Raw genomic sequence first — 12,580 nt, 5'->3', positions numbered from 1 at the left:
CACCGGCTAGCTCACTAAAATTAAATGTGCAGTGCGTGAATGAATAACCCGGATGCGAAGATCCAGATACAAATTATCACTAAATAAATCAAGAAAAACTTCATGCTCTTTTTAAGGATCTCACCTTCTTGACCTTGCAAGTTGGTAGCAGCCGAAGCCACGGCAATACTTTGGGGGGAAATCATTTTACCTGCAGTTGCCCCAACGGCATTGGCGGCGACGACCCAGTAGGTGCTATCATGTAGCGCAACGGCCGCCTGCCGCTGCAAGTTACCAAATAGCACGTTGGCCGACGTGTCAGACCCCGTTACGAAGGTGCCTAAAGCACCGATCAATGGCGCCACGATCGGATAGAACGCGCCCAATAGGCCCACTAAGGTTGCGGCGATACTCGCGATCATGCCACTGTAACCCATCACTTTGGCTAAGGCGACGATCGCGCAGACAGTGATCAAAGTTTGGACCATCTGCACCGCCGTTTTGCCTAAGATTTTGAAAATTTCACCGAGCTTCATCTTCTGGATCAGTCCCCCGATGATCGTCGCTAAAATAATCAGCGTCCCCGGCGTCGATACCCAATTGAAAACATACGGCTTGGCACCAGCACCAGTATAGATCGTGATCGCTGACTTGATTCCAGTCAGGAAGTGATTCAATGGTGGTACTAATGGTGAGGCCAACATGACGAAAACAAAAACGAGAATAAAAGGCATGGCAGCTAACACAAATTCGTTGGCCTTAGGCGCAGCGACCGCCGTTTTTTTCGTGCCTGGATGCTTATGTTCGTACCGTAGTGCGAATAAAACCGTGACGATAATACAAACAATGGAACCAATAATTGCTGGTAATTCTGCGCCTAGAAAACGCGCAACAAAAATTTGGGGTAACCCAAAAGCAAGGCCGGCAGCTAACGTCGGTGCCCAAACTTCGCGAATGGCTTTAAACCCACCACCGATCAAAGCAACCATCACAAATGGAATGATAATGATCAACGGTAATAATTGAATCGTGACTAAGTAAGATAAGTGCATCACGTCTAAACCACTGATCTGCGCCAAGGTGGTCACCGGCAAGCCGATCGCACCAAAAGCAGTTGGCGTCGTGTTAGCGATTAAACAAATGGTTGCGGATAAAATCGGATTGACCCCAAATGCGATCAAAATACTAGCTGGGATGGCAACGGCTGTACCAAACCCGGCAATAGCTTCCAAAAAACCACCAAAGCCCCAAGCAATGATCAAGACCAATAATCGTTTATCACTGGTAATACTAGATAAACCATTACGGATCGTTGCCATACTGCCGCTGGCGGTGGTCAAATTGTACGTAAAAACTGCGGCAATAATAATGTAGACGATCGGCCAGATCCCCATTACCGCACCTTCCAGAGCAGCTGTCAAACTATCAAGAATATTCATCCGGAAAACAAAGATTGCCAATACCAGCGTCAAAATAAGTCCAATGGAACAAGCTTTACTACCTGCCATTTTCAATACGCCTAGCGCAAAAATAAGCCAAATAATTGGTAACAATGCCGTTAGAAATAATCCCCAATGCATAAATTGTACCTCCTTATAATAAAATTAATATCAGCCGATAATGACATTGTAACCGATTTCATTGCTGCTGTAATCCTTTTTACCTTAGCCAACTTAGATCAATCCTGCGCTTTATTTGCCTATTTTTGCACAAAAATCGTTCTCGGGATGGCTAAAGTAATGCCCCGCCCTTGATCTAGCCAACTGAACCCAAAGTCATTTTTTCACGAAGAACGTGCAGGGTTCGTTTAAAAAATAATAAAAAAAACTCAGCGTCTTCTCAACTCTGAGTTTAACTTCTCAATTGTAGATTGGATCAATCAGCCAACGTTAAGGCTTGTAATTGTTGCCGTAGGGTTTTTAGCTCAATTTGTCCCGGCGCGGAGGCTGCACCGACCGTACCAAAAGTTAAGGCTGAGCCGAAAACTTGGCCACTGATCCGGCTCACCTTACCCAGCTCGCCCATGGCCATGGTGATCAAAGGCACCGCTAATTGCTGGTGCGCTACTGCCGTGGCGCTTAACAAGGTCGCTACGTCCACCGCCGATTGCGGCATCACCGCAATTTTAGCCACATCCGCACCTAAAGCTACCATTTGCGTCAAACGCTGGACAATTTCTGCTTGCGGCGGTGTTTTTTCGAAATCATGACTGCTCATGATCACGGCGATCCCAGCCGCATGCGCCGCGGCCACCAATGGCTTAACCACCGCAGCCGGCAAAAATAGTTCGATATCCAACGCCGCAGTCAGCTGATCAGCGATCACCTGCTGGTATATACTGGCGTAAGCCGCGGTGGTCAACGCCATTGCGCCACCTTCTGCTTGTGTTCTGAAAGTCGTCAACAACGGGATCGGCCCCAATAACTGCAATAATTTGGTGGCGGTAGCCCGATAACTTGCGGCGTCTAAAATAGCCTGATAATAATCTAACCGCCATTCAATCAGATCAGGTTGCGCGGCGACGGCTTGTTCGGCTTGGGCCAACACGGCAGCCTGATCGCGCCCAGTTAATGGCACGGCGATTTTTGGTTGTCCCTGTCCCAAGGTGACTTGGTTTAATTTAACGACTTGCGTAGTCAATCTCAACACTCCTTTTTAAGCGTGACTTATTTACCGGCATCCGTGAACAGTAATTCGTGAATATAGTCAACCGGCATCGCAACGCCAGTCCAAAGCTTAAACGCTTGCGCCCCTTGTTCCAGCATCATACCTAAGCCGTTAAAGACGTGCGCAACGCCAGCTTGTTGCGCGACCTGCATTAATTTAGTCTCCCGTGGTGCATACACCGTGTCGAACACGATCATATCCTTACGGAAGAAGGTGGAATCCGTGATCAAACTCATCTCTTGCAGCGGCTTCATCCCAACCCCAGTTGCGTCGCAATAGATCGCCGACTCAGCAATTTCAGAACGTAACTTAGCCTGTTCATCTAATGAATACAAAGTCGCGTGACATTTTGTTTGAGCGTTGATCGTGGCCACATTCTTCTTGGCCTGGGCCCATTGCGCATCCTGAGCGTTGAAAATGGTGATTTCCTTAACGCCATCTAACGCCGCCTGAATGGCGATCGCCGTTCCCGCACCGCCTGCACCGGCCAAAGTCATTTTTTCGCCGCGAATATCTAAGTTTTCGTCGGCTAAAGATTGCATGAACCCCGTCCCATCAGTCGTATAACCGGTTAAAATTCCATTATCGTTGACGATGGTGTTCACGGCGCCGACCATTTCCGCTGCCGGATCCAATTTGTCTAACAGCGGGATCACCTTTTGTTTATTCGGCATGGAAATATTCGACCCGCGCATCCCTAAACTGCGGATCGCTGCGATAGCTCCCGGCAATTCTTTGTTAGTGACATCGAACGCCAAATAAGCGTAGTTCAAACCTAATTTAGCAAAAGCATTATTGTGCATTGTCGGCGACATTGAATGCCGGATCGGATACGCCATTAAGCCAATTAAAATTGTGTGCCCATCAATTCGTTCAACCATAATAAAATTTCCTTCTTTCATGAAATAACCATTAAAAATTTAATGAAAAGTAAATACTAATAGAATTTATCTATGTTTCAGCTTAAAATGAAACTAGCGTCATTTAGCACCATAATTATAATTTTAGAACATTGAAGTTTAGTTGGAACCAAGCTAACTCGATTCGCTGATCAGTTTACCTTATTTTAAACCGCGTTAAGAAAGTAGGGACATCATGAATCTTCGTCATTTAATTTTTTTCCGGGAATTAGCCCGGACGCAGTACATGGCTGAGGCTGCGGAAAATTTAGATATTTCCCAACCATCGTTAAGTTACGCCATCAGTCATTTGGAACAAGAACTAGGCGCGCCGCTATTTGAAAAAACCGGCCGTAATATTAAATTAACTGCGATCGGCAAAACTTATTTGGCCTTTGTTGAGCGGGCGCTGGATGAACTCGATCACGGGGATGAATTGATTGCACAGCTCCTGGACGTCACCGCCGGCCACATTCGCTTAGGTTTCACGTACACTCTCGGGCAACGTTTGGTCCCTGAATTAGTCACTGAGTTTCAAAAACAACAAAGCAATCGCCAGATCACTTTTTCGTTTAGCCAAAACAACACCACCGAATTGTTAACCGGCTTATTAAATGACCAATACGATTTCGTTCTGTCATCTTATATCGCCAAAATCGGCAACCAAAGCCTGCGCGATAAATTAACTTTTGTGCCTTTGGTCAAGCAAGAAATCGTTTTGGCGGTGCCTAACAAACATCCCTTAGCGCGCTTTGATACGATCTCGTTGAAGCAAATTCAGAACTACCCCTTAATTTATTTTACCAAAAATAGTGGGTTGCGCCCGTTGCTGGATCAATTATTACAGACCGCTCACGTTCAACCTAACATTCAAAGTGAAATTGAAGAGGATCACACGGTGATCGGCTTTGTTCAATATGGTTACGGTATCGCTTTAGTGCCTAACCTACCACAACTCGACCGCCGCCTAGTACATATTATTCACCTAAAAGAAGCCGACGCCAAGCACCAAATTTATTTGGTCTTAAAAGATAACCACTTCATTGCCCCTTCAGCAACCCGCTTTCAAAATTTTGTTGAGCGTTATTGCCAGGAAAATTTTACGACTCCCCAACGCTTGCTTTAAAAATGTGGCGCCACGTCTGCAGTCGATCACCGCTAACGTGCGCCACATTTTTGCGTGCTTATTGCCCTTTGCTGGCCGCCGCTCCGGCAATGTAGCCCGAAGCGATCGCCCAAGTATTCATCATGCTCGGCATTGAATCATGGCCGTTGGCGCCGCCGACCACTTCACCTGCGCCGTATAAATGCGCCACCGGTTGTTCGTTATTGTCTTCCAACGCTAAGGTATTGGCCCGCGCTGAAAAACCACCTAGAGTCGTGGCAAAACGATCCCGTTGCTCAATAATATAGTACGTATCACCAACAAATTCATGCAAGAATTCTGGTTGCCGGCCAAATTCAAGATCCTTTTGGGCGCGAACATAGTCGTTATAGTGGCTTACGGTAGCAGCTAATTGCGCCGCATCGATCCCCGCTGCTTTTGCGGCGGTGGTCAAGGAGCCCTTGACTAAAATCGGACTATGTTGCCCGTTGTTAGCAAAATAACCTGCGATCTCTGCGGCAGTAAAGTCGTGCAGTACTAACAAATGATAAAATTCGTGCCAAGTCCGCGCATCCATCACCATAAAGGCGATCGAATCAGGCTGCTGTAAAATCGCGTCCCGGAATTTAACGTAAACATCAGATTCATTAACGATCCGGTGACCTTTTTTATTGACGTAAATGGCCCCCATATCCGTCGCCTTTTTGGAGGCGTAGGTGGTCAACTTCGCGATCCCTGGTTCCACCTCAACACCGTGGGGATAAACTTTATACCAATCAAGATCGTGGGTCTTCAAGTTCAATGGTGCCATAAATTGATAGGCGTCCCCAGTGGAAGTCATCGGCCCGTAGTAGTCGATCTGCTGACTTTTAGTGCTACGCATCTTATCGTTGGCACCGTAACCACCGGAAGCCAGTACAACCGCCTTTGCGTGCACCTGGGTTGTTTTATGCGCGCCTTCCGCCACAAAACCCGTTAGTTGGCCAGACTTATTTCGCAACAGCTCCTCGACCCGCGTATCCAGCAAAATCTGGCCACCTTTAGCCGCAAAGGCCTGCGCTACATTTTTGATAAATTCATAGCTGCTGGCACTTGGTAATTCAATTTGCCGTTCCAGTGAATGCTCTGGGGTTTGCGTCTGCGCTTTTTGATAGTTTAACCCGGCAAACTGGCTGATAAAATCAATTGCGGCACCAATGTTATGCACCATTAAATAACTGAGTTCCGGATAGTTGGTGTTGCCGCTTTCACGCGCAACATCGTCAAATAACCGCTTAGGTGAATCAGCGGCGGCTGCGGTGCCAAAAATGGCCTGGCTAACCTTAGACCCGGTACCAACCACATTAGAGCCGTTTAAAATTGTAGCGCCACCTAAATAGCCATTTTTTTCGACTAGTACCACTTTTTTACCTAAACTCAGGGCCCGGCAAGCCGCAACTAGCCCCGCTTCACCGCCACCAATGATCGCAACATCCGCGGTAACAGCAACCGTTTCATGCGCAACTTTCTTAGTGGTCGCTGGCACCAACTTGACCCCCTGCGTACGAACTGCTTTTTGCGCTGAATCTAGAATCGCCTTGGTCATTACTGTGGCGCCACTGATCGTATCAACGTCAAACGTTTGCTGTTCCAGTACGCTGGCTTTTAATTTATCGAATACTTGATTGAAAATCCCCGGTGTTTCCGAATGACGTACCACTTGTAGATCCTCAATATGATCATTATCCACTGCAACTTCAAAAGTGATCGGGCCGTTATGTCCTTGCGCTTGGGCCGTAATTTTATCTAATGTTTTCACGATCATAACCTCCTGTTAAACGTTCATCGATTAGGTTCTGACAAAATACTGATTAACCTTGCTGGGTTGAGCAAAGACTGCAAAGTTAGTTTTCACCGCCTACTGGTTTTGGTTGACCACTTAATTGTGAAATAATATTTTTATTGGGCACCCACACCACAAGCAGACGACTAAAATAAGTTGATTGACTATACCGTAATCATGCCGCTTAATAACGATAAAATAAATAATAATTCGTGAACGAATCAATAGAATTCATCTATTAATTAAGGCTATATAATAAACAAATCCATGTTTTATCAGCTTTCATGATCAATATTACACAAAATTAATTTGGCTATTTTACGCGAATTATTTTGGAGGCAGTAAAGAAATGGCGCGCGCCGAAATGGGATGAAAACGAAGCGCTTAGCTGCCCTGGCCGGATGATAGCGTTGTGCCAAAGTCTTGATAACACGCCGATTGAGAACTTCTTCAACCTACTCAAGCGTGAATGCTTAAATAGATATCGGATTGATGAGTTTGACTGATCTGCGTAAACTCGTAACTGTGTATGTGGACCGGTTCAACAACGTTAGAATCCCAAGAAACAAAAATGGCCTGACCCCTGTGGAATACCGGCACCAAACCATGGCAGCTTAACTTAAAATATAAATCATCTAACTTTTCTATTGCAATTCAAAACAGGTCTAACTGCTTTTACTGGCACTTTTACGTACAGCTTATATTTGTTGTGCAATAATAATTGCCAGCTGCGTAACTAGATTTGGCACGTGTTATCGCGGCCAGATGGAATGGAAGCGCGAGTGGATCAGATGTGTCGATGGCGCTTAATGGCGGTCCTTGCCATTTAGGGCCATGCGGTATTGGTGAGATCCACTTTTCCACCCGCTTTTGTTTTAAACTGGAAAAGTTAGCTCGCCAAACCGCCACTCGTTCCGTCCACTCGCGCTGAAATGGAATCCACCAATCTTAATCCAATTTAACTATAAACGCTCCGCTCATTAGCCCGAATTGGGGACAAAAAAACTCAGGGCTTATTTAGCCCTGAGTCAAAAATTCTTTTTTTAAGATGCCGCAGTTTGCTGGTCATCATCAAATTCAATTTTAATTGTTTTCGTTAATAGATCGGCATAGCTATAAGAAACCCGCTCGAAAGCATTTTCTTCTTGATCTAAGTCAACGACGAAAACGGAAGGGTATGTTTCGTGCAAAATTCCTTTGCGTTTGGTAACTTTCTTCCGCCCAGCTTGCGCGACGACCATCATTTTCTTTCCGACTTTACTATCGAGATTGGCTTTAATGCTCGCTAGTGTAATTGGCATCTGCTTCACCTCTTCTTAAGATAAAGTCTAGTATATCATGAATTGGTAAAATTTGCAATTATACCACAAGCTTTTATTTAGCGCAACAAAAAGCGCAGGAAAAAAATTAAAGTTTCACATTCGCCGTGATTGCGTTCGCCAAGCGCACGAAATCGGTTACGCTTAAGCGTTCACCGCGAATACCAGGCGCGATTTCCACGGCAGCTAAAACTGCGGTCAAGGCAGCTTTAGTGTCCTCATCTTTGCCATACAAGGCGGTTAAATTATTCCACAAGCTTTTCCGCCGCTGGGCAAAACTGCCGCGCACTAGCCGCGCAAATTCCTTATCGTCGGTGGCCACTGCCGGCGGCGTTACATGGCGGGTCAAGGCGACGATCGCCGAATCCACATTGGGTTGGGGCACGAAAACGGTTTTTGGCACGATAAAGGCTAACTTAACCGCCATTTGGTACTGCACTGCTACTGACAACGAACCATAAGCCTTACTGCCTGGCGCTGCCGCCAAACGCTCAGCGACTTCCTTTTGCATCATGACAACAATCTGACTGAACGCGACCCCACTTTCCAACAAGCGTAATAAAATGGGGGTCGTGATGTAATAGGGTAGATTGGCCACCACTTTGATCTGATGCTGACCATCAAAATGGTCCCGGATCAAGGTTGCAAGATCACTTTTCAAAACATCCTGGTTCACCACGGTCACGTTGGGATAAGGCGCTAGCGTATCGGCTAAGATCGGCAACAACCGTTGATCGATCTCCAAAGCTAATACTTGGTGGGCATTTTGGGCTAATTGTTCCGTCAAGCTACCGATCCCCGGACCAATTTCCAAAACATCGTCGGCCGCCGTTAATTCAGCGGCACTGGCGATCTGGCGTAAAATCGTGGGCTCGGTCAGAAAATTTTGCCCCAGACTTTTTTTGAAGGTCAGGCCATAAGCTGCCAAAATTTCGCGCGTCCGCGCCCGGCTGCCGATCGGTTTTTGTTCTTCAGTCATTAACTTGTTCCTCTCTATTTAGTTGCGCCACTGCAGCCGCAAAATCAGTCGGACTGATTTGAAATAACTGCAGCCGCTTGTAAAGTTGCTTGCTATTAGTATAGCCGATATGCAAAATATCGCCTAAGCGCTGCCGCCGTACCCGGGCGTTTGGCCCCGCCGTCAAACGGGCCGCCTGTAGCGCCTGCCGACTGATCACAGCTGGTGCGTCCGGCATCGAAGTATACAAATGTGCCAGCGCCGCCAAAATGGCTTTATTACTGGCATGTTCCACGCCTAGGCTGCTGTGGTGATCCGCCGGCTGTGCTTGCCCCGAACGCAAAAAAGCGTGTTTAGCATTGGGGATCACCTGGCTGATTGTTTTACGGATCTGTTCACCGGGAAAATCAGGATCAGTAAAAACGATCACCCCGCGCTTTTCTTGGGCCAACGCAATTTCGGCTAAGGTCGCCGCACTGATCTCTGAGCCATTCGTTTCGATCGTATCAGCATTGACCACATCTTGCAAACGACGGGTATCATCACGCCCTTCAACGACGATCACTTCTCTGATTTTTTCGGTCATGGCGTCACCTTAAAAAACTTAGTCGTGTTGGCATAAGTCTGTGCCGCGATCGTTTCCACGCTGACCCCACGGAGCTTGGCGATTGCTTCCACCACATAGCGAGTATAACCTGGTTCGTTTTGCTTGCCCCGGTACGGTGTCGGTGTTAAATACGGCGCATCCGTTTCCACCAGCAACCGATCGCTGGGCACCGCCTTAGCCGCTTCATGAACCAACGGGGCGTTCTTAAAGCTGACCACACCGCTAAAAGAGATCATCATCCCCAGCGCTAAAAACTTATTGAGCCACTCAACACTGCCATTAAAGCTATGCATGACCCCACCGTATTCATCAATATGGGCGTCCTTTAAAATAGCGTAGGTATCGGCCAGTGCGTCCCGCGTGTGCACGGAGATCGGTAAATGTAACGCCCGGGCTAATTCGATTTGTTCACGAAAAACGCGCTGTTGCTGCGGATGATGTTCACTGTCCCAGTGATAATCCAGCCCGATCTCGCCAACCGCGATCACCTTGGGCTGCTGCAACTGCTGCCGTAACTGGTCAGCCACTTGTTGATCATAGTCCATGGCAAATTCAGGGTGCCAGCCCACAATCGCATATAAGTTATCAAAACGTGCCGCCAGCGCCAATGCGCCTTGATTTAAGGCTGCATCGGAGCCAACGATCGCCATTTTAGTGACCCCTAATTCCTGCGCGTGCTGAATATAAGCACTTTCTCGGCCTTTAAATGGCGCGTCGTTTAAATGGGTATGAGAATCAAAAATTTGCATAACTGCCTCCAAAAATAAGGAGTTGTGACATAAGTAACTTATGCCCAACTCCTTCTTTGTACTTCCGAACAATATAACCAAAACGTGTGCCATAAGGCAACTTTTTCCGCTTGCCATGTTTCAACTTGGCGGTTTTCGCCTTAGTTGAATGGTCAACGTCCGAAACATTTAAGATTTTCGGTACGAAAATCAACCACTATTGTGGCGTAGTAGCTACGATCGTCAAATAATCCACTACGTGAATTATTCGCCGCTCTAGGCTAATGCTCAAAAGCTGGGCGCCTTATGTCATACTCTCCTTAAACTTAACCGACTAATGCACCAGCAGGGATGGATTCATCAACGGTCAATAAAGTGATCTTACCCGCCTCTTCTGACGAGAGTAGCATTCCTTGACTGACCTGACCCCGCATCTTTCTTGGTTTCAAATTAGCCACAATGATGACGTGTTTGCCAGTTAATTCCGTAAAGTTCGGGTAAGATTCAGCGATCCCGGAAAGAATTTGCCGATCTTCACCGTCACCAGCGTCTAAACGGAACTGTAATAGCTTATCCGCACCAGCCACCTTTTGGACGTGTTTGATCACCGCCACTTTCAGTTCAACCTTGTCGAAATCATCGAACTTGATCGCCTTTTTCGACAACGCTAATTCTGTTTGGGTTGGATCCCAGCCAGTAGGGGCATTGGTCTTTTCTTGTTCCTTCTTGTTGGTGCCCACCGTCATCTGCATTTGTGCTTGAATGTATTTAACCTCTTCATCCATATCCAAACGTGGGAAGATTGGTGTGCCTTTGGCGATCACCTGCGTGTTCGCTGGAAAATGGCCAAAACTAAACTCTTGGTTAGCATGATCGTCAAAATTCAAACCTAATTGCGTGAAAATTTGCTTCGGTGCGTGCGTCATTACCGGCTGTAACAACAACGCCACTAACCGTAAGCTTTCCGCCAAATGACCCAATACGCTAGTTAATTCGGCCTTTTTAGTGGTATCTTTCGCTAAACGCCAAGGTTCAGTTTCGTCAATATACTTGTTAGCCCGACTGATCAAGCGCCAAACTTCGTCTAACGCATCGGAAAAATGCAGATCATCCATCAGTTCTTCGTATTTCGCAAGGGTCTCCGTAGCCACAGCCTTTAAGTCAGCGTCAAACTCAGTGACGTTGGCCGTCGCAGCAGGCACCTCACCGCCATTATATTTATTGATCATTGCGATCGTCCGGTTTAATAAGTTACCGAGATCATTGGCCAAATCATAATTGATCCGCGCAACAAAATCTTCCGGTGTGAAAACCCCGTCGTTGCCAAACGGAATAGCGCGCATCAAATAATAACGCAACGCGTCTAAGCCATAGCGTTCAACTAACATTTCGGGGTACACCACATTGCCTTTTGATTTGGACATTTTACCGTCCTTCATCAACAACCAACCGTGACCGAAAACCTTCTTAGGCAGCGGAATATCTAGAGCCATTAAAATAATTGGCCAATAGATCGTGTGGAAACGCACGATTTCCTTACCCACCAGTTGCACATCCGCAGGCCAGTAACGCTTGAATAAGGTATCGTCAGGTGTCCCGTAACCAAGTGCCGTAATATAGTTCAGTAACGCATCGACCCACACATAGACCACATGCTTGTCGTTACCTTTAACAGGAACCCCCCAATTAAAGGTAGTCCGTGACATGGCTAGATCTTCCAAACCTGGTTCGATAAAGTTTTTCAACATTTCCTTTTTCCGTGAAGCAGGTTGAATGAAATCGGGATGATCGTTGTAATATTTAACCAAGCGATCAGCGTACTTGCCCATCTTGAAGAAATAAGATTCTTCCTTGACCAAGGAAACTTCGTGCCCACTAGGCGCCTTGCCACCGATCACCTTACCGTTATCGTCGCGGTAAACTTCAGCTAATTGCGATTCAGTGAAGTATTCCTCGTCGGAAACGGAATACCACCCTTCGTACTCGCCTAAATAAACGTCGCCTTGTTTGATCAACCGGTCGACGATGTTTTGTACCGCCTTCACGTGATAATCATCGGTAGTCCGAATAAACTTATCATTGGAAATTTCCAATAATTGCCACAGTTTCTTAACGTCAGCGGCCATATTGTCCACGTATTCCTGTGGTGTGATCCCCATCTCTTCAGCCTTTTGTTCGATCTTCAAGCCATGTTCATCGGTCCCGGTCAAATAAAAAACATCGTAACCGGACAGACGCTTATAACGCGCCAACACATCACAGGCAATTGTCGTGTACGAATTGCCAATGTGTAGCCGCCCAGATGGATAATAAATTGGTGATGTGATGTAGAATGTTGGTTTAGTTTCTGCTGCCATATTTTTGTTCCTCGCTTTTGTGTAGATAGTTACCAAAATTATAGCACAAAAAAACGGCCGGTTGGGGCTTCCCGCGATAATAAAAACCAGGAAATAGCTCGGCCGGTGATCTTGCCGTAGGTATTAAAAAAAGCACTCA

11 protein-coding genes are annotated in these 12,580 nt (G+C 46.6%); 2 read left to right on the top strand and 9 right to left on the bottom strand.

Annotated elements, in window-relative coordinates:
* Nucleotides 1–20 precede the first annotated feature (20 nt).
* The 3 genes from FFM78_RS06635 to FFM78_RS06625 all read right to left on the bottom strand — a co-directional run bounded on the left by FFM78_RS06635 (nt 21) and on the right by FFM78_RS06625 (nt 3,527).
* The gene (locus FFM78_RS06635; RefSeq protein WP_137637665.1) at nt 21–1,559 is read right to left on the bottom strand and encodes an L-lactate permease; all 1,539 of its coding nucleotides are present in this window, start codon (nt 1,557–1,559) and stop codon (nt 21–23) included.
* Nucleotides 1,560–1,854: 295 nt separating this feature from the next.
* Entirely contained in the window at nt 1,855–2,619 is a 765-nt protein-coding gene (gene aroD, locus FFM78_RS06630; protein ID WP_137637664.1) for a type I 3-dehydroquinate dehydratase, read from the bottom strand.
* A 26-nt stretch (nt 2,620–2,645) separates the two neighbouring features.
* On the bottom strand, nt 2,646–3,527 hold the full coding sequence (locus FFM78_RS06625; protein WP_137637663.1) for a shikimate dehydrogenase: 882 nt from the start codon (nt 3,525–3,527) through the stop codon (nt 2,646–2,648).
* Between the two features lie 214 nt (nt 3,528–3,741).
* Here FFM78_RS06625 and FFM78_RS06620 point away from each other — a divergent pair, with 214 nt between their 5' ends.
* Nucleotides 3,742–4,671: a LysR family transcriptional regulator gene (locus FFM78_RS06620; protein WP_137637662.1), complete on the top strand. Its 930-nt coding sequence runs from the start codon at nt 3,742–3,744 to the stop codon at nt 4,669–4,671.
* A 58-nt stretch (nt 4,672–4,729) separates the two neighbouring features.
* On the opposite strand, the gene FFM78_RS06615 is transcribed toward FFM78_RS06620, so the two are convergent.
* The gene (locus FFM78_RS06615; protein WP_373280663.1) at nt 4,730–6,448 is read right to left on the bottom strand and encodes an FAD-dependent oxidoreductase; all 1,719 of its coding nucleotides are present in this window, start codon (nt 6,446–6,448) and stop codon (nt 4,730–4,732) included.
* A 516-nt stretch (nt 6,449–6,964) separates the two neighbouring features.
* On the opposite strand from FFM78_RS06615, the gene FFM78_RS14175 reads away from it, so the two are divergent.
* Nucleotides 6,965–7,090: an IS3 family transposase gene (locus tag FFM78_RS14175; protein ID WP_137637660.1), complete on the top strand. Its 126-nt coding sequence runs from the start codon at nt 6,965–6,967 to the stop codon at nt 7,088–7,090.
* Nucleotides 7,091–7,515: 425 nt separating this feature from the next.
* On the opposite strand, the gene FFM78_RS06605 is transcribed toward FFM78_RS14175, so the two are convergent.
* The 5 genes from FFM78_RS06605 to metG all read right to left on the bottom strand — a co-directional run bounded on the left by FFM78_RS06605 (nt 7,516) and on the right by metG (nt 12,441).
* The gene (locus FFM78_RS06605; protein WP_137637659.1) at nt 7,516–7,773 is read right to left on the bottom strand and encodes a Veg family protein; all 258 of its coding nucleotides are present in this window, start codon (nt 7,771–7,773) and stop codon (nt 7,516–7,518) included.
* A 106-nt stretch (nt 7,774–7,879) separates the two neighbouring features.
* Entirely contained in the window at nt 7,880–8,770 is an 891-nt protein-coding gene (gene rsmA / locus FFM78_RS06600; protein WP_137637658.1) for a 16S rRNA (adenine(1518)-N(6)/adenine(1519)-N(6))-dimethyltransferase RsmA, read from the bottom strand.
* Complete coding sequence (rnmV, locus tag FFM78_RS06595; protein ID WP_137637657.1) at nt 8,763–9,335, bottom strand: ribonuclease M5; 573 nt, start codon at nt 9,333–9,335, stop codon at nt 8,763–8,765. The genes rsmA and rnmV overlap by 8 nt, the downstream gene beginning before the upstream one ends.
* On the bottom strand, nt 9,332–10,105 hold the full coding sequence (locus FFM78_RS06590; RefSeq protein WP_137637656.1) for a TatD family hydrolase: 774 nt from the start codon (nt 10,103–10,105) through the stop codon (nt 9,332–9,334). Before FFM78_RS06590 ends, rnmV begins: the two co-directional genes overlap by 4 nt.
* Nucleotides 10,106–10,410: 305 nt before the next feature.
* The gene (gene metG / locus FFM78_RS06585) at nt 10,411–12,441 is read right to left on the bottom strand and encodes a methionine--tRNA ligase (protein ID WP_137637655.1); all 2,031 of its coding nucleotides are present in this window, start codon (nt 12,439–12,441) and stop codon (nt 10,411–10,413) included.
* Between the last annotated feature and the right edge of the window lie 139 nt (nt 12,442–12,580).

The sequence above is a fragment of the Loigolactobacillus binensis genome (assembly GCF_005405165.1).
GTDB classification, from domain to species: Bacteria; Bacillota; Bacilli; order Lactobacillales; family Lactobacillaceae; genus Loigolactobacillus; species Loigolactobacillus binensis.
Note: the sequence above shows the minus strand (reverse complement) of the source record. Positions and strands in the feature narration are given on the sequence as shown.

Coding starts and splice junctions, on each gene's coding strand:
- FFM78_RS06635 (WP_137637665.1), bottom strand. CDS start 1,559: ATGCATTGGGGATTATTTCTAACGGCATTGTTACCAATTATTTGGCTT.
- FFM78_RS06625 (WP_137637663.1), bottom strand. CDS start 3,527: ATGGTTGAACGAATTGATGGGCACACAATTTTAATTGGCTTAATGGCG.
- FFM78_RS06620 (WP_137637662.1), top strand. CDS start 3,742: ATGAATCTTCGTCATTTAATTTTTTTCCGGGAATTAGCCCGGACGCAG.
- FFM78_RS14175 (WP_137637660.1), top strand. CDS start 6,965: ATGAGTTTGACTGATCTGCGTAAACTCGTAACTGTGTATGTGGACCGG.
- FFM78_RS06605 (WP_137637659.1), bottom strand. CDS start 7,773: ATGCCAATTACACTAGCGAGCATTAAAGCCAATCTCGATAGTAAAGTC.
- rsmA (WP_137637658.1), bottom strand. CDS start 8,770: ATGACTGAAGAACAAAAACCGATCGGCAGCCGGGCGCGGACGCGCGAA.
- rnmV (WP_137637657.1), bottom strand. CDS start 9,335: ATGACCGAAAAAATCAGAGAAGTGATCGTCGTTGAAGGGCGTGATGAT.
- FFM78_RS06590 (WP_137637656.1), bottom strand. CDS start 10,105: ATGCAAATTTTTGATTCTCATACCCATTTAAACGACGCGCCATTTAAA.
- metG (WP_137637655.1), bottom strand. CDS start 12,441: ATGGCAGCAGAAACTAAACCAACATTCTACATCACATCACCAATTTAT.